The organism is Clostridium sp. AF29-8BH, assembly GCF_003478145.1.
GTDB classification, from domain to species: Bacteria; Bacillota; Clostridia; order Lachnospirales; family Lachnospiraceae; genus Otoolea; species Otoolea fessa.
Map to the genome: position 1 here is coordinate 34,271 of NZ_QUEL01000007.1, position 23,505 is coordinate 57,775.

Consider the following 23,505-nt stretch of genomic DNA (forward strand, 5'->3'; position numbering starts at 1 on the left):
TCTGTTCGTGATATAAAAGGAATGAAACAAAAATCTATTACAATTCCTCCACATTCTCAACTACTTTTCCGTCTCTCCAGATGCGCTCCAGATCATAAAACAGTCTGTCATCGCGGGAGAAAATGTGTACGATCAGATCGCCGTAATCCATCAGGATCCATCCGGCAGTCTGATAGCCCTCGATCTGACGGCACTCATGACCGGCTTTGCCGAGTTCTTCCTCTACATTATCTGCCATTGCCTTTACCTGGCTGGCGTTGCTTCCGTCTGCGATGACAAAGTAATCAGCCAGTACAGATACTCCATGAATATCAATGACGCGAATATCTTCGCCTTTTTTATCTTCCAGCGCCTTTACGGCAAGTTTGGTCAGCTCTTTTGCTTCCACGGGGATTATCCTCCTCATTATTTTATTTAAATCCTGTTATTGTGTCTATTGATGAACATGACGTTCATGATAGTATTCCCAGGTCTGTTCGGTTGTATCATCCTCTGCCGTGCCCGTTTCCTTTAAATAATTGCGGGTGCTGTCCAGAATCTGATACAGCGCTTCGTCCAGATCTTCAAATGCAAGACGGCGGAGCTTCGGCAGATTTGGCGCCTTATCACGGCGCGGTTCGATGTAATCGGCTACGTACAGGATCTTGTCTAACAGGGACATCGCCGGTTTTCCGGTCGTATGGCAGGCGATTGCAGATAAGACCTCTGGATCGGTAATACCATACTTGTGTTCTGCCATCCATGCGCCTAATTTTGCATGAATCACAGCCGGAGCCCGCAGTTCACCTTCAGTCAGTTCAATGCCATGCTCCTGGCATTTGCAGATGATAGTCGCATCATCATAGCGCTTTGCACAGTCATGGAGAAGTCCAGCCATCTCCGCCTGATCCAGATTGGCACTGTAACGCATTGCCAGAGCCATACATGTGTATGAAACACCCAGCGTATGTTCATAGCGCATCGGGTTCAATTTCTTTTTCAAATGCTTTCGTATCTCTGTAATTCTTTCGTCCATTACACATTTACCTCCTGATACAAGCCGTGCTGTTCGATATATTGACAGACTTCCTTCGGCACCAGGGAACGAACGTCTGCTGCGTGTCCTGCTCGGAAAGCCGCGCGGATCTCCGCCGAAGCAACATCCATTTCACGGCAGTGAAGACGCAGAATATGCGCCTGATATTTCTGGTTTAAATAGGAAATCTGCTCATCCAGCGAACGATCCGCCTCCTCATGCTCTCTTGCTGCCGCCAAAAATGTGACGGCTGGAAGAACATATTCGGGATGATACCATTTTTCAATGTCCATAATTGAGTCTGCGCCCGCGATAAAGAAAAATTCAACATCCGGATATTCTTCTTTCAATAAGCGAAGCGTGTCTGCTGTGTAGGTATTTCCGCCGGTTCTGCGAAGTTCAAAATCAGACAGCTTAAAATAAGGATACGGCGCGATCGCAGCTGCAGTCATTGCCAAACGGTCCTTTGCCGCTGTGATCGTATGATCCTTTTTATGCGGCGGGATCCTGGAGGGCATATACCAGATGCAGTCAAGATCATATTCTTCATACGCCTGTCTTCCCAACATGATATGTCCATTATGGATCGGGTCAAATGTTCCCCCCATAATACCGATCTTTTTCATCGTCATCCGTATCCTTTCTGTCAGAGATTCATTCGCAGAATGCAGCCCCTTTATTTTGGCAGAACGATCTTACGTTTTTTCTCGTCCTTTGCCTCTTTATAAAGAACAATTTTCTTGCCGATTACCTGTACTACCTGTGCGTGGGTACGCTCGGCCAGAACGGCTGCCAGCTCATTGCCGTCATCGACGCAGTTCTTCAGAATATTCAGTTTAATTAACTCGCGAGCCTCCAGCGCCTCTGCCACAGCAGCGGTCAATTCCGGTGTCAGGCTGGATTTGCCGATCTGGAAGATCGGATCCATGGTCATCGCGAGACCTTTTAAATAAGCTCTCTGTTTGCTTGTCATAAAATCTATCTCCTGTTAAAATTCAAACTCAGATCCAGTGTGGATTTCTGAGTTTGAAATATTGTAAATGTCAATTATTTATAGTAATCAAATTCAAGACCATACATACGAACTGTATCGCCCTCTTCGATGCCAGCTTCTTCCAGCTCAGCCAGAATACCGCTGTCCTTTAAGAATTTCTGGAAGAACTGGAAGCCCTTCTCAGAATCAAGGTTTGTGTAACCAAGCATCTTCTCGATCTTCGGTCCTTCTACCACATAAATACCATCTTCATTGCGTTCCACGGTATACGGAAGATTCTCGCCCTGATACTGGTACTCAAATTCTTTTTCGAAAATAACTGGCTTGCGGTCAACCGTTTTCAGCAGATCATTTACATGGTAAAGGAGCTCTTTTACACCCTGTCCGGTAACTGCAGAAATGGCAAATACCTGGATGCCTTCCGGCTCAAATTCGCGTTTTAAGCGCTCTACCGGGTCTTCCCAGTCCTCTTCGCCGGTATTGTAAATCGAATCTACCTTGTTGGCAGCAATCACCTGCGGACGCTCTAAAAGCGACGGATTATATGCTTTTAACTCCGCATTGATGGTACGGATATCTTCAACCGGATCACGTCCCTCGACGGATGCCGCATCCACAACATGAACGAGAACCTTGGTTCTCTCGATATGGCGCAGGAAATCATGTCCCAGACCGATTCCCTGGGAAGCACCCTCGATGAGCCCCGGAATATCTGCCATGACAAAGCCTTGTCCATCCTGCAGATCAACCACGCCAAGATGCGGGTTCAGCGTCGTGAAATGATAATTGGCAATCTTCGGACGTGCATTGGAAACGCGTGAAAGCAAGGTCGATTTACCGACGTTCGGGAAACCAACCAGACCAACATCTGCGATTACCTTTAATTCCAGCTGTATCCAGAGTTCCTGTGCCGGCTGTCCCGGCTGTGCATACTTCGGAACCTGCATCGTCGAGGTCGCAAAGTGCATATTTCCAAGACCGCCCTTGCCACCTTTTAAAATCACTTCTCGGCGGTTCTCGCCGGACATATCCGCGATTACCTTACCGGATTCAAAATCCTTGATAACGGTTCCTTCCGGAACCTTGACAATCAGATCCTCGCCGTCTGCTCCGTGACAGCGGCGCTTTCCGCCCTGCTCTCCGTCGCCAGCCACATATTTGCGGACATGACGGAAATCGGTCAGGGTATTCAGTCCGTCGTCCACTTCAAAAATGACATCGCCGCCGCGACCGCCATCGCCGCCGTCCGGACCGCCAGCAGCTACGAAAAGTTCCCGGCGGAAGCTGACATGACCGTCGCCGCCTTTTCCGGATCTGATATAAATTTTTGCACTGTCGGCAAACATAAATACCTCCTTCTGATCTGAAAAAAGCTCCATACAATCCGTATGGAGCTTCTTTATAATTATTCGTTAATTGTTCTCGGGTAAACAGAAACCTGCTTTTTGTCTCTGCCCTTTCTTTCAAACTTTACGACGCCGTCAACCATAGCGAATAATGTATCATCTCCACCGCGTCCTACGTTCACACCTGGATGAATCTTGGTTCCGCGCTGTCTGTAAAGAATGTTGCCAGCTAATACGAACTGTCCGTCTGCTCTCTTCGCACCAAGTCTCTTGGACTCAGAATCACGACCGTTCTTTGTGGAACCAACACCTTTTTTATGAGCGAATAACTGAAGGTTCATTTTAAACATGCGTTACACCTCCCTGAATCGAATTTTAATGTATTTATCTCCATAACTCTCCGCGATATCGGTAAGTCCAAGTATCAGCGAATCCATCAGGAGTTTTGATTCCGCACTTACAGTACCGGTAAAATGAAAAATAAACTGACCTGTCTTTTCATCCACACTGCCCTTAAAACTGTCATCGGTAAATTTCTCCACCGAATTAGCCATATTGACAGTCAGAACGGATACAGCCGCACAGACAATATCTTTGCCGTACTCATCATATCCAGCATGTCCCTTTACTTCCACTCCCGTGGTACATCCTTTGGAATCGGAGTATACGTCTACTTGAATCATTTCAATTAAGCGTTGATCTTTTCGATCTTAACTTCTGTAAAGAGCTGTCTGTGACCATTTTTCTTATGGTAGCCAGTTTTTCTCTTATACTTGTAAACGATAACTTTTTTGCCTTTGCCTTCTTTAACAACTGTTGCGGATACAGTAGCACCCTCAACGGTCGGGCATCCGATCTTCATCTCACCGTTGTTAACAGCCAGAACCTGATCGAAAGTAACAGCTTCACCTGCAGCAGCACCGAGTCTCTCAACTTTGATTACATCGCCCTCGGCAACCTTATACTGCTTACCACCTGTTGCAATAATCGCGTACATCTGATGGCACCTCCTATTATCATTACTCGCCAGCTATGGCGGCTTACGCACTTTTAGCCTCGCTGTGCGGCACACTTAGATATTCTAGCATCGGAATATGGATCTGTCAACGGTTTTTTCTTGAATTTAGGAGAAAATTTTAAACCAGTGTTACGGATAAAGCTGCTTTTTCCAAGTCCTCATAAGTACCACCAAATTGTTCAAGGGCTTGTTCCTTTGTTAGTATGCCTTTTTCAATCAGGTTTAAAAGTATTTTAGCCTCACCAACCTTCTCCCCTTCTGCAAACTCCGCCTTCCGTATCAATTCCGTTTCCCTCTTCTCGTCATACTCAAAAATACACACCTCTATCGCCTCCGCTCGATTCTTCCTCAGAAACTCTGCCAATATATTTTCATCAATACATTCCGTCACAGCCTTTTCAGCTGCCTGATTGATATCTTTGTATTCAATCGCATACCGCCGTATTTTATGAACCAACAGCATATACTCTTTCAACAACCGGCAGGTTCCCAGGATCTCCAGATTTTTATCCAGATTGATATTTAAAACCTTCACAAGCAATTCCAGCTCAGGATGTTCTGTCTTCTGCATGAACGAATGTGACAATTTAAGCAGACCCTCCGCCTCCCGCTCTTTTTCTCCATTGTAGAATACTACAAAATGCGGTGTCGGCAATTCCACCAATGCCGATGCGTACAAGGTCTGGTTCCGGACCAGCATCTGGTACTCTTTTGCCACATAGAACAGAAAACGCAGTGGCATATTCGGATTCCATGTCGATTGATGTTCATATAAGTTTAACTGCATATCCAGCAAAAATGCCTGATCGTTTTTCATATTCATATATACAGCATTTTTCAGCGTCACAATCTCCAATTCTTTCGGATCTGTATAATGCGAATGATTCACTGCATTGTACAGACTCAGCAGATTCTCCCTTGTGCTGAACAGCATCCGGAACAGCGTGTCCTTGTGATTTCTCCGCACCCTCATTAAATTCCCCATAATTCTCCCCTTTCTGACAGGAGAATCTGGCTTTTCTGAGAATCCCCTGCTCTTTCGTATTGCCAATTTGGATAAGCATAAGATTTCTCAGATTAATAATTAGAATATAAGATTGCTTGAATTGCAGATAAAGAAATATATATGCTTGATGAGTCAAATGTAACACATCTGGTTCGGATATGCAAGTACGAATTTTGCAACTATTTATTCTGTAAATACGCACAAACATATAACGGGTGTATTTCCTGTATGTGAAATGATACATACAATATAGCTAAAAGCGATTCTATATATTTGTGCAAAAATAAGGAAATATTTTTCAAAACCATATTATGCATAAACATATTTGTATACACTTGGAGATTTTAAACCTGGTAGCGGGGGAAGGGGAAAATAGCAACTATCTTTAAGCCAGTTCCATTAAATGATTGATATAAAATTTCATCTAAAAAAACATAATCTAGTTCGTTATCAATGTCTGCAACAAAAAAATGTTCCAGGTTGATGGGTATTTCTGTCGCTGCTCTGGTTAGTGGCTGCTCCGTTTCCTCTGCTGCGGATACATTGTTTATAGGCTGCATATTGGATAACGCTTTTTGTGACAATGTTTCATTTGCGCTGACGCTTCTATTTTTACTGGTATGACTGGTAATAAGGTACATGAGAGTGAATCCACCAAAACAAATCATAAACGACTGCCATCTGAAAAAGTTTACATGAAAATTCCGATTAAAAAATAGATTCAAACACACCCCAGCAAACGCACCACCCAGACCAAACAGAAATGCTTTGTTTGAGAGCGAAAAATCAAGCGGAATTGTATCCGTTTTTTTCGTTAGCTTTTTAGCACAAAAATATCCGATTCCATAGAAGTCTAAAAAATATAAAATATCCAGTATGAAGCTCATCCTGTTTCCATAATAAATTTTATAATAGAAATAATGAAATGGATTCCATTTAACAGAAAAATTAATATTGACTTACCAGTCATGAAAGTAAACAGGCAATTTGCACTATTATATAAGGGCAATTTGCCTGTTTAAAGGATTGTCTTTATTTCATAATCACTCTACACTGCTTCTTATGACAGCAAACTTTTTCCCAATCTCCACTAGAACCCTGGACGTCTTCTCCAATGACGCCACCGGAATAAATTCATATTTTCCATGATAGTTATATCCGCCGGTGCAGAGATTCGGGCACGGGAGCCCCATGTAGGAGAGGCGGGCGCCGTCGGTGCCGCCGCGGATCGGAACGACCTCCGGCTCGATGCCGCAGGCTGCCATCGCCTCTTTGGCGGTATCGATCAGGTACATGCACGGCTCAATTTTTTCTTTCATGTTGTAGTAGCTGTCCGTTACTTCGGCGATCACGGTGCCCTTACCGTATTTGCGGTTCAGAAAATCGGCGGCTTCGGCGAAAAATTTCTTTTTCTGTTCAAATTTTTCATGGTCGTGATCGCGGATGATATAATTTAACTGCGCCTCTTCTACATTTCCGCTCATTTCATCCAGATGATAGAATCCCTCGTAACCCTCTGTGTACATCGGATTTTCGAAGACCGGCAGCAGGCTTTGAAATTCCATTCCGATGAGAATGGCATTTTTCATCTTGAGCTTCGCATCGCCCGGATGGATGCTGGCTCCCTGAATCCGGACTTTGCCGGAAGCGGCGTTGAAATTTTCATATTCGATCTCGCCGATCGGACCGCCGTCTACCGTATAAGCAACCGCTGCACCGAAGTCTTTCACATCGAAACGATCCGCGCCGCGTCCGATCTCCTCGTCCGGCGTAAATCCAATGCAGATCTCGCCGTGCGGGATCTCCGGGTGGCTCAGGAAATATTCTGCCATCGTCATGATCTCCGCCACGCCTGCCTTATCGTCGGCGCCCAGAAGCGTGGTTCCATCGGTTACGATCAGATCCTGACCTTTTAAGTCGGCTAAAAACGGAAATTCTGAAACTTTCATGACAATTTGTTTTTCTGCATTTAATACGATATCTTTGCCGTCATATGCCTGGACGATGCGCGGCTTTACGTTTGTTCCGGTTAAGGACGGCGCGGTGTCCATGTGGGAAATGAAGCCAAGTGCCGATGGTAGCTTTCTGCCCAACGTCGGATGCACCGTGAGCAGACGCAGTGCTAAAAGAAGCTTCCGCTTCTTGCGGTGCAGAGGTACTGTCAGTATTATCCGGAATGCGTGCAAACAAGTATCCGTACTTGCTCATCCGCACATCGGATGCACCCATTTCTTCCAGCTCGCGTTTCAGCTCATTGGCTAACAGAAGCTGTTTTTTTGTGCTCGGGCAGGTGTCATATGCCTCGTCTGACTGCGTATCATATGATACATATTTCAAAAAACGTTCTACGGCTGTTGTCATGAAAAATCATCCTCTCTTTCTCCTAAATCCCGGCTCAGCGGTTCCAGATAATGGACTAATATATCCCGGTGGCTTTTGATGCGCCACGTTTTATCCATTTCCTCATATGTAAAACTCTTTCGTCCGCCCTGCTGCATCCGCTCCCAGTATGCGTCCAGATGGAAAAATGGCAGGTAGTAAAGTTCATCCCTCTGTGAAAAATATATAATTAAGAAAGCAATCCCGCCCTGCTCTTCAAATTCCCGCATAAATGCGACCTGATGCGGATGGACGTTCTGCAGTGGAAATGTATCTGCCGCGCATTCTTTCGCATCAAAGCAGACCGGGACGCCCTGAATCGCGCCGATGTAATCGACGGTACTCTTCTGGTCGAAATACGCCAGCGTGATATGGCGGCTGGTTTTATCGATCGAAACGGGTGTGATCGGCGTCGGGATTTTCTGGATCAATGCCAGCTTTTTCTCACGGTAAAGATCGTTTGTGTGGTTTATCATATCCTCCAGGGTTGAACCACGAAGTCCCCGGCTGTTCCAAGTCCCCATGTTGTTGCTCCTCCACTTATTTTTTTGATTTTTCGCACAATTTAAAATTTACAGGCGATGATTGGCTGGGCGTTTTGGAGCTGATTTCATCATCTCTTCCATCCGTTTCATCTCCGCCGGCATAGGCGCGGTAAATTCTTTGCCCGCCAGATATGAAAGCGGCTCGGAGATCGTTTCCGGCATTACCAGCCGCCACGCATGAAGCATCTGCGAACGGACGCCGAAGCGTTTCTTCACTTCCTCATTGACCCGGGGATCGCCGTACTTCGGATCCCCGGCGATCGGGTGTCCGATGGAAGCCAGGTGGGCGCGGATCTGGTGGGAGCGTCCGGTGATCAGATGAACCTCCAGAAGGGTATATCCATTTCCAGATACCAGCGGTCTGTATGCAGTCCGGATCGGCAGACTTCCAGGGGTCTCCTCTTTTCGGATCGACACCTGATTCGTCTTTTCATTTTTCGTCAGCCATCCCTCGATCCGGGCTTCGCCTTTTACGATTCCCCGCACGACGCAGACATAATATTTTCCCAGACTCCGGTCCTTGATGACCTCAGACATGATCTGCAGTCCCGGCAGGGAACGTCCAGCTGCCACGATGCCGCTTGTGTTGCGGTCGAGGCGGTTGCAGACGGACGGGCGGAAGCACGCCAGTTCCTCTTTCTTTAATTTGCCGGAATCCAGCAGATAGTCAATCAGGTATTCAACCAGCGATTCATCCGTCTCTTTCGCTTTCTGGGACAGCATTCCAGATGGCTTATTGATCAGTAAAATATGTTCGTCCTCGTAGACGATATCGAGCTTTTTCTTTTGAACCTTCTGAATCTTCACTTCCGAAAATTTCTCGATCGTCTCCTCTGCCAGAAACAGCTTGATCTCATCGCCCTCGGTCAGATGTTCGGAACCGTCGCATTTTTTTCCGTTCAGGGTAATATTTTTCTTCCGCATCATTTTATAAATGAAGCTTTTTCCCGCCAGATTCAGATATTTTGCCAGCAGCTTGTCCAGGCGCTGCCCCGCCTCATTTTTAGATACTGTCAGCATCCGCATGGCTGCCGCCTCCCTTTTTTACATCGATAATCCTTTTATTACGCGCACACCGTACTCTACAGTTCCATCGTCCTCATACTCTGACGCCGGTTTCAGGCTGTGAATCCGCTTGTCAAAGGTGCTGCGTGAGGTCACGATTTTCAGGTTCGGATCCAGTTTGTTAGCCTTTAACAGTTCATTTAAACCTGCCTCCGCGCGCTTTACATTCAGCTTTGGATTAATGCAGTACACATAGATGCCGGTCGGGTGAACGACGGTCACATCGGACGGAATCACATCTTCCGGTGTCGTCAGAACCAGATCATAGAGAACTTCAAATTTTTCCTCATACGGCATATATGCCTCATGAAACGCCTGCTCCGGTGTATGGTATTTGAAAATGGCAATCAGCGGGGAAGCGAGATTCGCCGCCGGAAGTACCGTGACGATCGCCATGACCGTCAGAATTTTTTTGACGGAATCATTGTCTGTAAAAGACCGTCCAACCAGCTGTGCGATGATAAATAATGCCAGAAGTGCGATGATAAAAAGCTGTTTCCGCTTGAAATGATTGCGGTAGCCGTAATCGCCTTTTTTTATCTTTTTCACGGTGTAAAAATCCTTTCTATCATGTTTTTATTGAATGATACTAGCTTTTTGTCTGATTTAATGGTTTAACGCCTGCATCGCGCGCAGAATCCACTCATGCGGAACTATCTTGCAGAGCACAAAGAATGCCTTCATCCATACGCCGTAAATCGACACGCTTTTTCCCGCCATACAGTCGCGGATGGCAAGTTTTACAACTTTGTGCGGATCTGCCATCACCAGACGCTTATAAAGAGGAATCTCCCCGGTTGTCTCGGCAATGTCGAAAAATTCGGTTTTGACCGGTCCGGGGCAGACCGCCGTCACGCCGATTCTGCGCGGGCGGAGTTCTTCCCGCAGGGCGCGGCTGTAGCTTAAGACAAATGCCTTGGTTGCCGCATAGATGGCAAATCCCGGCTGCGGCAGAAAGGAGGCTGCTGACGCGAACTGGAGAATCCGGCTGTTTTCGCTCATATAGGGAAGCACCATATGCGTGACCGCGCACAGCGCCTCGCAGTTGAGCTCTACCATTCCCGTTTCATCGTCAAGCGGCAGGTTCCCGACCGTTCCGATTTTACCAAAGCCGGAAGCATTTACTAAAAGCTTTACGTTGGGCTTGCGCGCCGCCAGCTCGTTTTCCAGCGTCTCCCGCTGGGATGCATCCGTCAGATCGATGGCGAAACACCGCGCCGGGATCGGCAGCGTCCGTTCCAGCTCCTGCATCCGGTCCATCCGGCGGGCAATCAGCCAGACTTCCTGAAGTCCCGAAAAGCGATCCGCCAGCTGTCTGGCTGCCTCGCGCCCCATGCCGGAAGAGGCACCTGTAATTATCGCAATTTTCATGAGAAATTCCTCCCGTCTCAAGTATGTACGCTCGGAGTCGTTCCTGCATTCCGAGCGTACATACGTTTTATTTCTTCTTGTGCACGTTCCGGATGGTTTTTTTCTTTCCGCTTCCGCTGCTCTTTCCACCTACAGCGCCGCCAAATCCCCCCGCATTTCGTCCATTTTCATTTACGCCGGTCTGTTTGTGCCCGGTCATACCGCCCACAGCCGGTCTTTTGGCGTCTTTTGCACGATTGGCAGCAGCCGGTTTTGCCGTCTGGGTGCATGATGCGCCCCTTTATATCCGCCAGCCGCGAAATCGCGGCCTTTGATCTGCCGCGGACGGATCAGGCATTTCTTATCAAAACCGATCAGATCCGTTCTGCCTGCCAGACGGAGTGCTTCCAGCACCAGATCATAGTTTTTCGGATTGCGGTACTGGATTAACGCACGCTGCATCGCTTTCTCATGCGGGTTGGTCGGCACGTACACTTTTTCCATCGTGCGCGGATCATATCCCGTGTAATACATACACGTAGACAGTGTGGATGGTGTCGGATAGAAATCCTGCACCTGCTCCGGCATGTAGCCGAGGTCCCGCAGATATTCTGCCAGTTCGATCGCCTCCTTGAGCGTGGAACCCGGATGGGAGGACATCAGGTACGGAACGAGGTACTGCTTCATTCCCAGCGAGTCATTCATCGCTGCATATTCCTTCATGAACTGGCGGTAAACCTTATTCTCCGGTTTTCCCATCCGCTTTAATACATTATCCGATATATGTTCCGGCGCTACCTTGAGCTGTCCGCTGACATGGTACTGACAAAGCTCCCGCAAGAATGCCCTGTTTTTCTCCGCCAGCAGATAATCGAAACGGATACCCGAACGGATGAAAACTTTTTTTACCTTCGGAATCGCCCGCAGCTTCTTTAACAGGGAAATATAGTCGCTGTGATCGGCATTCATGTTTTTACACGGCTGCGGGAACAGGCACTGTTTGTGCGGACAGGCGCCGTAGGTCATCTGTTTTTCGCATGCCGGATGACGGAAGTTTGCGGTCGGACCGCCGACATCGTGGATGTACCCCTTGAAATCTGGTTCCTGGGTCAAAAGTTCTGCTTCCTGAATAATTGATTCATGGCTGCGGGTCTGCACGATGCGTCCCTGATGGAAGGTCAGCGCACAGAAGCTGCATCCGCCGAAGCATCCGCGGTTGCTGATGAGGCTGAATTTTACTTCCGTGATCGCTGGAATACCACCCGCTGCATCGTAACACGGATGCCAGGTTCTCATGTATGGAAGTGCGTAGACATCGTCCATCTCTTCCTGGGTCAGCGGTTTCGCCGCCGGATTCTGCACCACATAGAGGCGGTCGCTGTACGGCTCAACGAGGCGTTTTCCCGAAAATGGATCGGTGTTGCTGTACTGGGTGTAAAAGCTCTCCGCATACGTCTTTTTATCGGAGGAAACCTCGCGGTAAGACGGCAGACGGATTTCGTCGTAAACAGAATCCAGGTTTTCCGCCTTATAAACAGTTCCCTCGATGAAGGTGATATCCTTTGCCTCGATGCCGCTGGCCAGTGCATCCGCGATCTCCACGATCGAGCGCTCGCCCATTCCGTAGGAAATCAGATCTGCCTGGGAATCCAGCAGAATGGACCGTTTCATTTTTCCAGACCAGTAATCATAATGTGCCAGACGCCGCAGGCTGGCTTCGATACCGCCGAGAATGATTGGCTTTTTCGACCAGGTGCGGATCAGGTTAGAATAGACGATCGTCGCATAATCCGGACGTTTTCCCATCTCGCCGCCCGGTGTGTAGGAATCCTTTGCGCGGCGCTTTTTCGAAACCGAATAATGGTTTACCATAGAGTCCATATTTCCGGCGCTCACAAGCCATCCGAGACGCGGTTCGCCCAGAATCTGAATGGATTTCTGATTCTTCCAGTCCGGCTGGGCGATGATGCCTACTTTATAGCCGTGCGCTTCGAGCATACGGCTGATGATCGCGTGGCCGAATGACGGGTGATCGACATACGCATCCCCGCACACGTAGACAAAATCGCAGCTCTCCCAGCCGCGCTTGTCCATATCCGCCCGGCAGATCGGTAAAAAATCATGTATCATTTTATCTTGCCCCCTGTATCAGTTCCCGGTAGTCCCGGATATAAAAATCAGCTAATTCTTTCTTTTCTTCGGTCATGGAAAGTGAAAATACGTCCTCGACCGCGCCAACGCGCATACCAGCCCGTTTTCCAGCCAGAATCCCCGCCGGGACGTCCTCAAATACCAGACATTTTTCCGGCTGTACGCCCAGATCCGCCGCTACTTTCAGATAGATATCCGGCGCCGGTTTTCCTGCTGCCACCTCACAGGCAGTTGCCACCACACCGAAATAGGAACGGATATCCAGAGAATCCAGCACGGCTGCTACCATATCCTGTGCGTTGCTCGTTGCAATTCCCATGCGGATTCCTTTTTTCTTTAAAAATGAAAGAAATTCCGCAACACCCGATTTCAGCGGTACCTCATGGCGGTATTTATCGATCGACATTTCAATCCAGATGGCCTTTATCTCATCCAGGGTCATCGGCAGCTGGAAGCGATCTTTAAAATAGATTGCTGTCTCGGAAAAGCTCATGCCCTCGATCACCTTCTCAAGATCTTCCGGACAGTCATAGCCGTAACGCTTTAAAAATTCCACATCGATCGCTTTCCACATCCACATGGAATCGACCAGGGTGCCGTCGAGATCGAAGAGGACGGCGTCTACTGTGTTCCAGTTGATTTCAGGAGGTGTGTTATTTGGGGTGTCTGACAAATTTTCGTCATTTGATACACAATTTTGTGAGGTTAGCGTTCTTTCTTTTAATGCTCTAATTTCATCTTCCCTCAGCGCCCGGTACTCTCCCGTCGCCAGTGCCTCATCCAGGGCAAGCGGTCCCATCGAAAGGCGTTTCAGGTAAATAACTTCGCCGCCCTCTGCCTCAAACATCCGCTTTACCTGATGAAATTTTCCTTCATGGATGGTCAGGCGCGCCTCGCAGAGGTCTTCTCCTGCGTCGTTCCATTTTTTCTCGATCACAAGCTCTGCCGGCCGTACCGGTGTGCCATCCGTCAGCGTCAGTCCCGCCTGAAAGCGCGCTTCGATTCCTTCTTTCAGTGTTCCCTTTACGCGTGCAAAATAGACCTTATCCACGTGTTTTTTCGGTGCCAGAAGCTCATGCGCCAGCGCACCGTCGTTCGTGATGAGAAGCAGTCCTTCCGTATCAATATCGAGGCGTCCGACCGGGAAGAGGTCTTTTCGCTTTGCTTCATCAATAAGGTCAATGACAGTCTGATAGCGCCCGTCTTCCGTTGCGGAAACGACGCCCTGCGGTTTATTTAACATATAATATTCCGTGTCTGCCCAGCCAACCGGCTGTCCATCCAGTGTAACCCGGGTTTCGTCCGGGAATATTTTCCGGTCAGACTCGCGGCAGACGGTTCCATCGACCAGAACCCGCCCTTTGCGGATCATCTCTTTTACCTGACTGCGCGTTCCCTGCTTCATCTCTGCCAGGAAACGGTCTAAACGTATACTTTTACCCTGTCCCATCACTGCCACCTCCATCCGGGATTGTATTTATTTTTAAGCTGACCGCCCCGTTTCTGCGCCCAGCCAAGTGGAAATCCATCCACACAGATTAGTACAAGACCATCTGCTGCCTCTTCCTCTGCGGCTGTCAATGTCTCGCCCTTTAAATAGCGGATCGTGCGCTCATCCGAGGCATTAAAATTTAAGTAATTTACAAATTCCTGCATCCGCAGGTTCATTGCCAGCGCCTGGGATGGTTCAAACCGCCCTTTTTTCAGTTCTCCGAGCAGAAGTCCGGTACGCAGACAGCGGAGCGGCTTAAAATAACGTGTATTGTCGCCTGCCAGCGCTGCCGGGAGGTAATAGATGCGCTCGCCGTCACGGTAGAATTGCTCCGGATTCCAGGTTCTTACCGGAAGCTGGCGCAGAAGCTCAAACAGGGGGGAAAAATCCTCGGCGGTCTGGTTTTGCGCCACGTTTTTTCCCTTTCCAAACATTTTCCATTTCGCTTTTCCGGAAACCATCTGTCTGGACTTACCGTCTTCCGCCACACGGCACAACCGCGCTTCTATTTCCTCTACCAAAAGTGGATCGCTCAATGCTTTCTCACCGGCATTTTCCAAATCCTTGACATTTGCGTCTGGTTTCTCCGTCCGCTTCTCCAACAGCGCAACAAAATGTCCTTCGCCCTCCAGACGGTGCGGAAACAATCTCAGACAGCCCTCAATGCCACGGCTTCCCTCAAAGCCATATTCCGGTTTCTGCGGCACGACCGCCATCTGCGGATATTTCTCCAGAATATACTCGATCGTTCCCTCGTCCTCGTCCCTGTCAAAGGTACAAGTCGAATAAACCAGTTTCCCGCCCGGCGCAAGCATCTGCACGGCACAGTCGAGAATCTGGCGCTGCAGCGGCGCATAATAATCGGGACCTTTTTCGTTCCAGCTCTTTACCATCGACGGATCGCGGCGGAACATACCTTCGCCGGAGCACGGCGCATCGACCAGAATTTTATCAAAAAACTCCGGCAGGATACCAGCCATTTTTTCCGGTGCCTCGCTCGTTACACAGATATTTCCCGCTCCGAACATTTCCAGATTTTTAAGAAGCGCTTTTGCGCGCGAATTGCTGATATCATTGGAAAACAGGACACCTGTACCGGTTAATTTCGCCGCCAGTTCCGTACTTTTACCGCCCGGTGCCGCGCACAAATCCAGAACCCGGTCGCCCGGCTTGATCGGCAGCCATGCCGCCGGTGCCATCGCACTCGGTTCCTGCAAATAGTAGAGTCCCGCGTAGTACCACGGATGCCTGGATGGGCGTTCGCCCTGATAATAAAAACCGTTCTTCGTCCACGGCACTGGTTTCAAATTCCAGTCCGCCGTCTGTGCCATCTCTAAAAACTGTTCCGGTGTCAGCCTGCCCGTGTTGACGCGCAGCCCTGAACGCGGCTCTTCCTCATACGAAGCCAGATACTCCGGGTATTCCTCCCCCAGAAATTGTTTCATTTTTTCAAGAAATTCTTCCGGCAGTTCTCGGTAATCCAATCGTTTTCCTCCTGTTTTTGTCTATTGCTCTGTATATCCATTTATAATCGTGATTCTAAAGACTTTTTCTTGGCGCTCATTCGTTCTTTCTTTGTTCGGTATGCCGGTTTTCAGGCTTCCAAAAGGAATGAGCCATTTTCTGTCTACATATATATAATCTATCTTTATATTACTTTTTAATGATAGAAAGGCGCTCCCATGCCATATATAAAAAAAATATTATCCGCCCTGTTCCCAGCACTTATCCTGGCGCTTCTGCTCTCGCATCCGCGTCTCTCTGCGGATGGGGCACAGAAAGGACTTCTTTTATGGTTCAATACGGTCTTTCCGACGTTATTTCCCTTTATGCTCTTCTCAAAGCTTTTAGCTGAACACGGCGGCGTCCGGCTGCTTCTAGCGCCATTTCACCCGGTTTTGAAACATCTTGGGATGTCTGTCTACAGCGGCTATGCCCTGCTTGCCGGGCTGCTCTGCGGTTACCCGATGGGAATGAAAACTGCCGCCGATTTTAACCGGAAATCGCTGCTTTCGGCACATGAAAAACGGCTTCTGACCGCCATCAGCGCTTCGCCAAGCCCCATGTTTATCGCCGGATATGCTGCACCTAGGCTGAACCCGGCAGTTCCGCCAAACTATCTGGTTCTGGCACTATATACGCCGCTTTTATTGGTTGGAAGTCTCCTATGCATTTATAATAAAGTAACTTCTTTTACCCTTCAAAACCGATTTTTTTCGAAACAAACCGGCTCTGTCAAGCCCGCCCGCACAAAATCCACATCCGTTTCCGTTCCCGCTTCCTTCGACACCATCCTGATGGACTGCATCGAACTGCAGGTCCGCATCGGCGGTTTGATCATGCTGTATTCGATCCTCGCTGCCTTTGCCGACGCCTTCTGTTCCGGCACGCTGCGTCTGGTTCTGATCGGGACGGCTGAAATGACAACCGGCATCGATGCGATCGCCCGTTCTGGTGCCATATTCAGTATCCCGGTTCAATCCGGCGCGATGGCGGCATGTGCTGCGTTCGGCGGGTTATCCGGGATCGCCCAGACAAATTCAGTCATACGGGACAGCCGAAAAGACAGAGAAAAAAATGCCGGACTTTCCATCCGGCATTATGTACTGTGGAAACTGGTTCACGCCAGTCTCTCGTTCGTTCTCTTTATTCTGCTGCTTCGCCGGATGCCGCCTGTGTAGCGGCCACTGCTGCCTCGGCGCCTGTGTTCTCCTCCGGCTCGGTCACGACACTGCCAGCCAGCTCATTACGGTTGGAAGATACGACATCGTAGCTGGACTGCATCGAACTCATGTAAGACTCGAAACGGCTCTGCGCGCCCTCCATCGAATGCTTGATGATGGTCTGCAGGCTGCGGAGCATGTCGTCCGTGTACTGAACGGAACCCTGGCGGATATTGTTTGCCTCTGTGACAGCGTTGTCCACGATCTGCTGTGCCTGTGCATTTGCCTGCTCAATAATGCTGTTTGCTTCTGCATATGCACGCTGCATGATCTCATGCTCATTAACCAGCTCATTGGTCTGGGCGGTCGCCTCGGCTACCATCGCGTCTGCCTGGGAACGTGCCTCCTGCAGAATCGCATCCTGGTTGCTGATGATCTTCTGATATTTCTTGATCTCCTCCGGAATGCGAAGACGCAGTTCCACGAGCAGTTCTTCAATCTCTTCTTTATTTACTAAAATCTTCGTGTTGGACAGCGGCTGAAACTTGCAGCTGTCGATATAATCTTCAATTTCTGTGATGATCTGTTCAATTCTGCTCATAGCTTTTCTCCTTACTTACATTCCCTGTCTTCCTGAAGCGCCTGGTATTTCTCCTGTACTTGTTTTGCAATGACCGGATCGAGAAATTCGGAAATGTCTCCGCCGTACATCGCAACCTCTTTTGCCATACTGGAACTTAAATACGCGTATTTAAGGTTCGTTGTCAGAAACAGGGTATCTATTTCGGGTGCAATCACCCGGTTCATCTGCGCGAGCTGCAACTCATATTCGAAATCCGTGATCGCACGCAGACCACGCACGATGACCTTTGCGTGATTCTGGCGCATGAAATCGACCAGAAGTCCGTCAAACGACTGCACCTCCACGTTAGGAATGTCTTTTGTCACTTCCTCTAACATCTTAACACGTTCTTCGACAGAAAACAACGGAGATTTTGCGTTATTACACAAAACTCCCACGATGACCTGATCAAAAATTTCGGAGGATCGCTTTATAATATCAAAATGTCCGAGCGTCACCGGATCAAAGCTGCCCGGATAAATGGCTGTTTTCATCTTTTTTTCTCCTTTGGTATTCAAGCTTTTCGGATAAACAGATGTTTATTCGTCTTATATATCTTCTCTTTTTCGAGATGGTATCCCAGTTCTGAAAGGTAGCTGCACCCGGTCTCTTTCGATGCCTCTGTGATGATCATCGTATGTTCATCTGCCAGGGACGAATGCGCCAGATAAGTAAGCACTTCTTTCTCCCAAAGATGGTTATACGGAGGATCCATAAAAATGAAATCAAACGCACTCTTCCGGTTTTCTATCCGTTTCAATGCATCCGAAATATCACAGTTTAACAGCGTCGCCTTATCAGCTAGGCGGGCCGCTTTCAGATTGTCACGGATGCAGTCCGCCGCTTTCGGATTCTTCTCCACAAAAACAGCTTCTTTTGCCCCGCGGCTTAAAGCTTCGATCCCGATCGCCCCGCTTCCGCTGAATAAATCGAGAAATGTGCATCCATAGATATCATTCTGAATCATATTAAAAAGAGTTTCTTTGATACGGTCCGTCGTCGGTCTCGTATCCATTCCCTCGATCGTCTTTAAAGTAAGCCTTCTGGCACTTCCTGCTATTACCCGCATGGATTTTTCTCCATCTTACTAGAAATATTAATGTATTTTGAACTGCAACCGTAAAATTCACCAAACAGTTTGCGTATTTTTTAACACTACATCTGTTCTATTATAGTATGAGTTTTACTGATATACAAGCATAAAATCGGATCAATACTAACTTTTTTCCCTACATTGTGGGTGTTTTGCCCCAAAATGTCAATTTGCACAAAACCTTCTAGTGTATTTCACTTTTAAGATCCGCATACTGAGAATGTAACAAAAAGAGACACCCGGACAAACGAAAGTTTGAAGGGGCACACGCAAAAAAGGAGGCGTCTGTTATGTCTAGTTCCAACAACACTAACAAAACCAATGTACCGGAAGCCAAGGAAGCGATGAACCGCTTTAAGATGGAGGTTGCCAATGAGATTGGCGTTCCGTTAAGCGAGGGCTACAATGGTAACCTGACCTCCGCACAGGCTGGTTCCGTCGGCGGCTATATGGTCAAAAAGATGATTGAGGAACAGGAAAAAAAGATGGCTGGTAAATAAGGCATCGTAGGGCTCTTCTGAATCTTCGCTGAAACGGCGAAAAAAACGGCAGCAGCATGATTGACAAAACCGGACTTGAACGACCGATTTTCAATCATGCTGCTGTTCTTTTCTGCAAAACATTCATTCACTTGTTTGACAGACAGATTGTATACTTACTTTAGCGATAAAAATGCCGCCAGATTCCCCCTCTTATCTCCCATCACGCGGTGTGAATATAAAAGATCCGGATTGCATTTCGTACATACATTCGTCACAGCCAGATGCTCCGGCAAAATTCCGGCATCCAGAAGCACCAGGCGGTTCGCGCCCCAGAGGTCAAGCTGGTACTTGCCATTCCCCTTATTCATGAGAATCGATTTCCCATTCCAGGAATAACAGGATGTTGAATCATCCTGACTGATTTCTGCTCCAAATTCTTCTTTAAATGCATCTGCCACATCCTCACTGACCTCATAACAGTCCCGGCAGATGCTCGGTCCGATGCAGACGCACAGATCCTCCGGCTTCGTGCCGAACGCCTCTCCCATCGCCTCGATCGTTTTCTGTCCCATCCGGTGAACGGTTCCCTTCCAGCCGGAATGCGACAGTCCGATCGCACGATGCACCGGATCTACAAAATATAATGGTACACAGTCCGCAAAAAATGTAACCAGCGTCAGCCCCGACACGTTTGTGATAAGCCCGTCGATGTTTTCATAATCGCGTTCCCGCCAGATTCCTTTTCCAGCGTCCGCTTCCGTAACAAGACGGATATTCGTCGTGTGTGTCTGATGGCTGAGCACCATCTTTGACACATCCGTTCCCAGAATCCGCGCCATTTTCCGGTAATTTTCAAGCACATCGTCCCGGTTGTCGCCGCGCGTCAGCGAAAAGTTCATCGTACTGAAATACCCCTTGCTCGCTCCGCCAAGCCGGGTAGAAAATGCGTGGCGCACTATCCTGGTCTGCTCTAAAAGCGGAAAGGTAAAATAAGCCACTCCGTTTGACTCATGAAGGGTAATTGGTGCCGGATGAACTGTTTTTTGTATATAGGTAAGGGCCATGATTGTCACATCCTTTTTCTGTCTCTTGCTCAAATCTGATTGTGCAGTTTTTGAATTCTCTCATTTGTAATTATCCGCACCAGAACGCGTCCCGAATTAATCTCACGTTACTGCCAAGCACCGCCACCACATCAAACCGGCACGGCGTGTCCTCGGAAATATGATAACGCGTCATATAATACCGGGCGGTATGAAGAATCCTCGCCTGCTTGCGGGCATCCACTGCCTCCGCCGGATCGCCTTCGTGTTCATCGCGGCGGTATTTGACCTCGATAAAAACCAGGTAGTCTCTATCTCTTGCGATAATATCAATCTCACCCTGGCGACAGCGGAAATTCCGGCAGAGAATCTGGTAACCGTGCCGGGTGAGATATTCACACGCCAGGGTTTCATATTCAGTTCCGATGGCACGGCGGTTGAATGAATTTCCATGAAGATGAAAGTTTCTTTCTCCCATTCAGCTCCTTTTCTGTTATTTCATCCCCTGCATCGCGGCTTCCTCGCCCAGCAGCTTCTTCAAAAAGGTTCTCCGGTGGATCGGGCATGGACCATAGGTTAAAATTGCCTCGTTATGCATCTTGGTTCCGTATCCTTTATGCTTCGCAAACCCGTATTCCGGATAGATTTTATCATACTCCATCATCATATGATCCCTCGTCACTTTTGCCAGGATACTGGCTGCCGCGATCGAGACACTTTTTGCATCGCCCTTGATAATCTTAATCTGCTTTTCCTCCGAAATCCCCGGAATGATGACCGCGTCATTTAAAAAGATATCCGGCTCCTGCGGAAGCTGTGCGACTGCCTGACGCATTGCTTCATAGGTCGCCTGCAAAATATTGATGGAATCGATCACCTCCGGGCTTACAATTCCAATTCCGTAGGCAGCTGCCTTTTCTTTGATTTCCAGAAATAATTCTTCCCGGCATTTTTCCGACAATTTTTTGGAATCGTTCAGCCGCATAATCGTACAGTCTTTCGGAAGTACCGCGACCGCCGCCACCACCGGACCGGCTAATGGACCTCTGCCCGCCTCATCAATGCCGCAGACGATCCCTGCACTTTCGTACTGATGTTCATAGGCGCGCATTCCTTCGAGACGCGCCAGTTCTGCTTCCAGTTTTTCTCCTGTTAGTTTTCTCATGTTTTCCTATACCTCCGGCACTTCCAGCGTCACGCGCCCCAGTTTGCCGCTGCGGAAGTCATCTAATAGGAAGCCAGCCGCTTTTTTCGTATCCAGCTCGCTGCCCTTTAAAAGACAGGAACGTGCCCTTGCGATTTCACGCAGAATTTCCCAGGCTTTTTTTGTATCTTCGCCGTCCCCAGCCGTATTCTCAACCAGCGTCACACCATACCGCTCTTCCAGGCGCTTTCCGTAACGTCCGGACATATTTTTGATCAGCTCGGCTGCCAGCTCTTCCTTATCCAGAATCTCATCGTTGATCGAGCCGATAAATGCAAGGCACAGTCCCACATTCGGATCTTCAAATTTCGGCCAGAGGATTCCCGGCGTATCGAGAAGTTCCAGTGTCTTATTTAAGCGGATCCACTGGTTTCCCTTGGTAACACCCGGTTTATTTCCAGTCTTGGCGCAGGCTTTTCCGGCAAAGGAATTGATAAAGGTCGATTTTCCGACATTCGGAATGCCGACTACCATCGTCCGCACCGGGCGGTTTTTGATACCGCGGCGGCGGTCACGCTCAATTTTCTCCTTGCATGCCTCCTGCACCAGCGGCTGGATCTGCTTCATTCCCATGCCGCTGCGCGCGTTGATGCGGAGTGCATGGATGCCCTGCTCCTTAAACCATGCGATCCAGCGCTCTGTACAGCCGTCGTCCGCCAGATCCGCCTTATTTAAAAGGACAATCCGTCCCTTTCCCTTCGCAAGCTCATCAATATCCGGGTTGCGGCTGCCGAGCGGCACGCGCGCATCCACCAGCTCAATCACCAGATCGATCAGCTTGATATCTTCCTTCATGGCTCTTTTCGCCTTTGTCATATGTCCAGGGTACCATTGTATCTGCATGAAATTTTCTTCCTTTCTTAGAACCTATCTCGACGAAATCAACCCAAACCGGCTAACCGGCTGGATCCGCAGCCAGACCTTTCCTTTGATCTGCCGGAACTTCACATTTCCCACATTGGAAAAGCGGCTGTCCTCACTGCCGGAGCGGTTGTCACCCAGCAGAAAATATTCGTTTTTATCCAGACTAATCGGATATTCCGCCAGTCCAGCCAGAGCCGCCTTACCCAAGTCGTTCGGGGCGTCTAATTTTTCATTATTAATGTAAATATAACCGTCCTTGATCTGCACCGTCTCACCTGGCAGTCCAATGACGCGTTTTATATTGTAATTTCCCGTTTCTTTTTCAAATACAATAATGTCATAGCGCTTTGGGCGCATCACGCGGTAACTCAGGCGGTTCATCAGAACCTTTTCGTTCTGCGACAACACCGGTTCCATTGATTGACCGCTCACCCGTATCTGTGTCCCCATCGCAAACACGGCGAACCACGCGATCGAAATTACCACCGCGATATCCACGATCCATCCAACCACCAGACGGATGCGGTTTTTATCCTCTTTCAGCTCCATATGTCACTCCCTCTCTATCCGTTCCCCATGAATCATCGCTCATGTCGCAAGCGACCGCGCTCGGCGCGAGAATGTGCCAGGACACATTCTTTTTTATAATAGGGAATCACAAGGAATTTCCTATTACACGAAAAAAAGCTGCTGCACAGCTCCTCCCGCCGCGCCGGACACACATAACCGCATATCCGGATGCACAGCAGGCTGGCCTGTACAGCAGCCCCATCCGCTTCAGAAATTATTTTACTAACTCTTTTACCTTCGCTGCCTTGCCGATTCTGGATCTCAGGTAGTTCAGTTTTGCTCTTCTTACTTTACCTCTTCTTACTACTTCAACGTTCTCTACAGACGGAGAATGTAACGGCCAGGTCTTCTCTACACCAACACCGTTGGAGCTCTTTCTAACAGTGAAAGTCTCGCGAACGCCGCCGTTCTGTCTCTTAATAACAGTTCCCTCGAAAACCTGAATTCTCTCGCGGTTTCCCTCTTTGATCTTAGCAGATACACGTACTGTATCGCCTACGTTGAAACTCGGAACGGTTTCCTTTAACTGAGCTGCTTCAATGTTCTTAATAATCTCGTTCATCTTTGTGAACCTCCTTTAAAATCTTTGATGTTCTTAATACG

General features: G+C 48.4%; 29 protein-coding genes and 1 pseudogene. 2 read left to right on the plus strand and 28 right to left on the minus strand.

The features are described 5' to 3' along the window. Nucleotides 1-37: 37 nt before the first annotated feature. The 19 genes and pseudogenes from rsfS to DWZ16_RS06505 form a co-directional block, all read right to left on the minus strand. Nucleotides 38-406, minus strand: coding sequence for a ribosome silencing factor (rsfS, locus tag DWZ16_RS06420; protein WP_106999903.1), 369 nt, complete (start codon nt 404-406; stop codon nt 38-40). 27 nt (nt 407-433) lie between these two features. Continuing rightward, complete coding sequence (gene yqeK, locus DWZ16_RS06425; protein ID WP_022359429.1) at nt 434-1,015, minus strand: bis(5'-nucleosyl)-tetraphosphatase (symmetrical) YqeK; 582 nt, start codon at nt 1,013-1,015, stop codon at nt 434-436. Then, nucleotides 1,015-1,641 carry a nicotinate-nucleotide adenylyltransferase gene (nadD, locus tag DWZ16_RS06430; protein WP_117795776.1) on the minus strand — a complete coding sequence of 209 codons (627 nt, stop codon included), beginning with the start codon at nt 1,639-1,641 and terminating at the stop codon, nt 1,015-1,017. The genes yqeK and nadD overlap by 1 nt, the downstream gene beginning before the upstream one ends. Before the next feature lie 50 nt (nt 1,642-1,691). Next, entirely contained in the window at nt 1,692-1,988 is a 297-nt protein-coding gene (yhbY, locus tag DWZ16_RS06435) for a ribosome assembly RNA-binding protein YhbY (protein ID WP_022359431.1), read from the minus strand. A gap of 74 nt (nt 1,989-2,062) precedes the next feature. After that, entirely contained in the window at nt 2,063-3,355 is a 1,293-nt protein-coding gene (obgE, locus tag DWZ16_RS06440; RefSeq protein WP_118522482.1) for a GTPase ObgE, read from the minus strand. A gap of 59 nt (nt 3,356-3,414) precedes the next feature. Further along, nucleotides 3,415-3,705: a 50S ribosomal protein L27 gene (gene rpmA / locus DWZ16_RS06445; protein WP_022359433.1), complete on the minus strand. Its 291-nt coding sequence runs from the start codon at nt 3,703-3,705 to the stop codon at nt 3,415-3,417. Nucleotides 3,706-3,708: 3 nt separating this feature from the next. Then, nucleotides 3,709-4,038 carry a ribosomal-processing cysteine protease Prp gene (locus tag DWZ16_RS06450; RefSeq protein ID WP_118472358.1) on the minus strand — a complete coding sequence of 110 codons (330 nt, stop codon included), beginning with the start codon at nt 4,036-4,038 and terminating at the stop codon, nt 3,709-3,711. Between the two features lie 5 nt (nt 4,039-4,043). Further along, entirely contained in the window at nt 4,044-4,352 is a 309-nt protein-coding gene (gene rplU, locus DWZ16_RS06455) for a 50S ribosomal protein L21 (protein ID WP_106999905.1), read from the minus strand. Between the two features lie 139 nt (nt 4,353-4,491). Next, the gene (locus DWZ16_RS06460; RefSeq protein WP_118472359.1) at nt 4,492-5,358 is read right to left on the minus strand and encodes a transposase; all 867 of its coding nucleotides are present in this window, start codon (nt 5,356-5,358) and stop codon (nt 4,492-4,494) included. 365 nt (nt 5,359-5,723) lie between these two features. Continuing rightward, on the minus strand, nt 5,724-6,266 hold the full coding sequence (locus DWZ16_RS06465) for a hypothetical protein (protein WP_118472360.1): 543 nt from the start codon (nt 6,264-6,266) through the stop codon (nt 5,724-5,726). A gap of 156 nt (nt 6,267-6,422) precedes the next feature. Continuing rightward, a pseudogene (gene pepT, locus DWZ16_RS06470) lies at nt 6,423-7,740 on the minus strand (peptidase T). Then, a complete protein-coding gene (locus DWZ16_RS06475) occupies nt 7,737-8,282 on the minus strand; it encodes a Holliday junction resolvase RecU (RefSeq protein ID WP_022358599.1) in 546 nt (181 codons plus the stop codon). Before DWZ16_RS06475 ends, pepT begins: the two are co-directional and overlap by 4 nt. 48 nt (nt 8,283-8,330) lie before the next feature. Further along, nucleotides 8,331-9,329, minus strand: coding sequence for an RluA family pseudouridine synthase (locus tag DWZ16_RS06480; protein ID WP_118482380.1), 999 nt, complete (start codon nt 9,327-9,329; stop codon nt 8,331-8,333). 18 nt (nt 9,330-9,347) lie between these two features. Then, nucleotides 9,348-9,917, minus strand: a complete 570-nt coding sequence (locus DWZ16_RS06485) for a hypothetical protein (protein ID WP_022358597.1) — start codon at nt 9,915-9,917, stop codon at nt 9,348-9,350. Between the two features lie 57 nt (nt 9,918-9,974). Beyond that, a complete protein-coding gene (locus tag DWZ16_RS06490; RefSeq protein WP_118293503.1) occupies nt 9,975-10,739 on the minus strand; it encodes an SDR family NAD(P)-dependent oxidoreductase in 765 nt (254 codons plus the stop codon). Nucleotides 10,740-10,806: 67 nt separating this feature from the next. Continuing rightward, entirely contained in the window at nt 10,807-10,938 is a 132-nt protein-coding gene (locus DWZ16_RS16665; RefSeq protein ID WP_412694298.1) for a hypothetical protein, read from the minus strand. Continuing rightward, nucleotides 10,935-12,848, minus strand: coding sequence for a YgiQ family radical SAM protein (locus DWZ16_RS06495; protein WP_118482381.1), 1,914 nt, complete (start codon nt 12,846-12,848; stop codon nt 10,935-10,937). Before DWZ16_RS06495 ends, DWZ16_RS16665 begins: the two co-directional genes overlap by 4 nt. Before the next feature lies 1 nt (nt 12,849). Beyond that, nucleotides 12,850-14,319 (minus strand): pseudouridine synthase, encoded by a 1,470-nt coding sequence (locus DWZ16_RS16670; RefSeq protein ID WP_118482382.1) that lies wholly within the window; start codon nt 14,317-14,319, stop codon nt 12,850-12,852. Then, entirely contained in the window at nt 14,319-15,845 is a 1,527-nt protein-coding gene (locus DWZ16_RS06505; protein ID WP_270252288.1) for an RsmB/NOP family class I SAM-dependent RNA methyltransferase, read from the minus strand. Before DWZ16_RS06505 ends, DWZ16_RS16670 begins: the two co-directional genes overlap by 1 nt. A gap of 198 nt (nt 15,846-16,043) precedes the next feature. Between DWZ16_RS06505 and DWZ16_RS06510 the strand changes: the two genes are divergently transcribed. Then, on the plus strand, nt 16,044-17,042 hold the full coding sequence (locus DWZ16_RS06510; protein WP_243015350.1) for a nucleoside recognition protein: 999 nt from the start codon (nt 16,044-16,046) through the stop codon (nt 17,040-17,042). On the opposite strand, the gene DWZ16_RS06515 is transcribed toward DWZ16_RS06510, so the two are convergent. The 3 genes from DWZ16_RS06515 to rsmD are packed head-to-tail and all read right to left on the minus strand — an operon-like array spanning nt 17,008 to nt 18,715. Next, nucleotides 17,008-17,625: a vacuolar family H+-ATPase subunit H gene (locus DWZ16_RS06515; protein WP_118482383.1), complete on the minus strand. Its 618-nt coding sequence runs from the start codon at nt 17,623-17,625 to the stop codon at nt 17,008-17,010. The two genes, DWZ16_RS06510 and DWZ16_RS06515, sit on opposite strands and share 35 nt — an antisense overlap. A gap of 11 nt (nt 17,626-17,636) precedes the next feature. After that, a complete protein-coding gene (coaD, locus tag DWZ16_RS06520) occupies nt 17,637-18,140 on the minus strand; it encodes a pantetheine-phosphate adenylyltransferase (RefSeq protein ID WP_022358775.1) in 504 nt (167 codons plus the stop codon). 20 nt (nt 18,141-18,160) lie between these two features. Continuing rightward, on the minus strand, nt 18,161-18,715 hold the full coding sequence (rsmD, locus tag DWZ16_RS06525) for a 16S rRNA (guanine(966)-N(2))-methyltransferase RsmD (RefSeq protein WP_022358774.1): 555 nt from the start codon (nt 18,713-18,715) through the stop codon (nt 18,161-18,163). A 314-nt stretch (nt 18,716-19,029) separates the two neighbouring features. Here rsmD and DWZ16_RS06530 point away from each other — a divergent pair, with 314 nt between their 5' ends. Continuing rightward, the gene (locus tag DWZ16_RS06530) at nt 19,030-19,239 is read left to right on the plus strand and encodes an alpha/beta-type small acid-soluble spore protein (RefSeq protein ID WP_022358773.1); all 210 of its coding nucleotides are present in this window, start codon (nt 19,030-19,032) and stop codon (nt 19,237-19,239) included. 155 nt (nt 19,240-19,394) lie between these two features. On the opposite strand, the gene pgeF is transcribed toward DWZ16_RS06530, so the two are convergent. From pgeF to rplS, 6 genes are all read right to left on the minus strand, one after another. Further along, nucleotides 19,395-20,285 carry a peptidoglycan editing factor PgeF gene (gene pgeF / locus DWZ16_RS06535; protein ID WP_118482384.1) on the minus strand — a complete coding sequence of 297 codons (891 nt, stop codon included), beginning with the start codon at nt 20,283-20,285 and terminating at the stop codon, nt 19,395-19,397. A gap of 70 nt (nt 20,286-20,355) precedes the next feature. Beyond that, a complete protein-coding gene (locus DWZ16_RS06540; RefSeq protein ID WP_118482385.1) occupies nt 20,356-20,742 on the minus strand; it encodes a YraN family protein in 387 nt (128 codons plus the stop codon). A 15-nt stretch (nt 20,743-20,757) separates the two neighbouring features. Then, nucleotides 20,758-21,429 (minus strand): ribonuclease HII, encoded by a 672-nt coding sequence (locus tag DWZ16_RS06545; RefSeq protein WP_118482386.1) that lies wholly within the window; start codon nt 21,427-21,429, stop codon nt 20,758-20,760. 6 nt (nt 21,430-21,435) lie between these two features. Next, the gene (gene ylqF, locus DWZ16_RS06550; RefSeq protein ID WP_022358769.1) at nt 21,436-22,311 is read right to left on the minus strand and encodes a ribosome biogenesis GTPase YlqF; all 876 of its coding nucleotides are present in this window, start codon (nt 22,309-22,311) and stop codon (nt 21,436-21,438) included. 24 nt (nt 22,312-22,335) lie between these two features. Beyond that, nucleotides 22,336-22,881 carry a signal peptidase I gene (gene lepB, locus DWZ16_RS06555; RefSeq protein WP_106999916.1) on the minus strand — a complete coding sequence of 182 codons (546 nt, stop codon included), beginning with the start codon at nt 22,879-22,881 and terminating at the stop codon, nt 22,336-22,338. Between the two features lie 235 nt (nt 22,882-23,116). After that, complete coding sequence (rplS, locus tag DWZ16_RS06560) at nt 23,117-23,464, minus strand: 50S ribosomal protein L19 (RefSeq protein WP_022360232.1); 348 nt, start codon at nt 23,462-23,464, stop codon at nt 23,117-23,119. Nucleotides 23,465-23,505 lie beyond the last annotated feature (41 nt).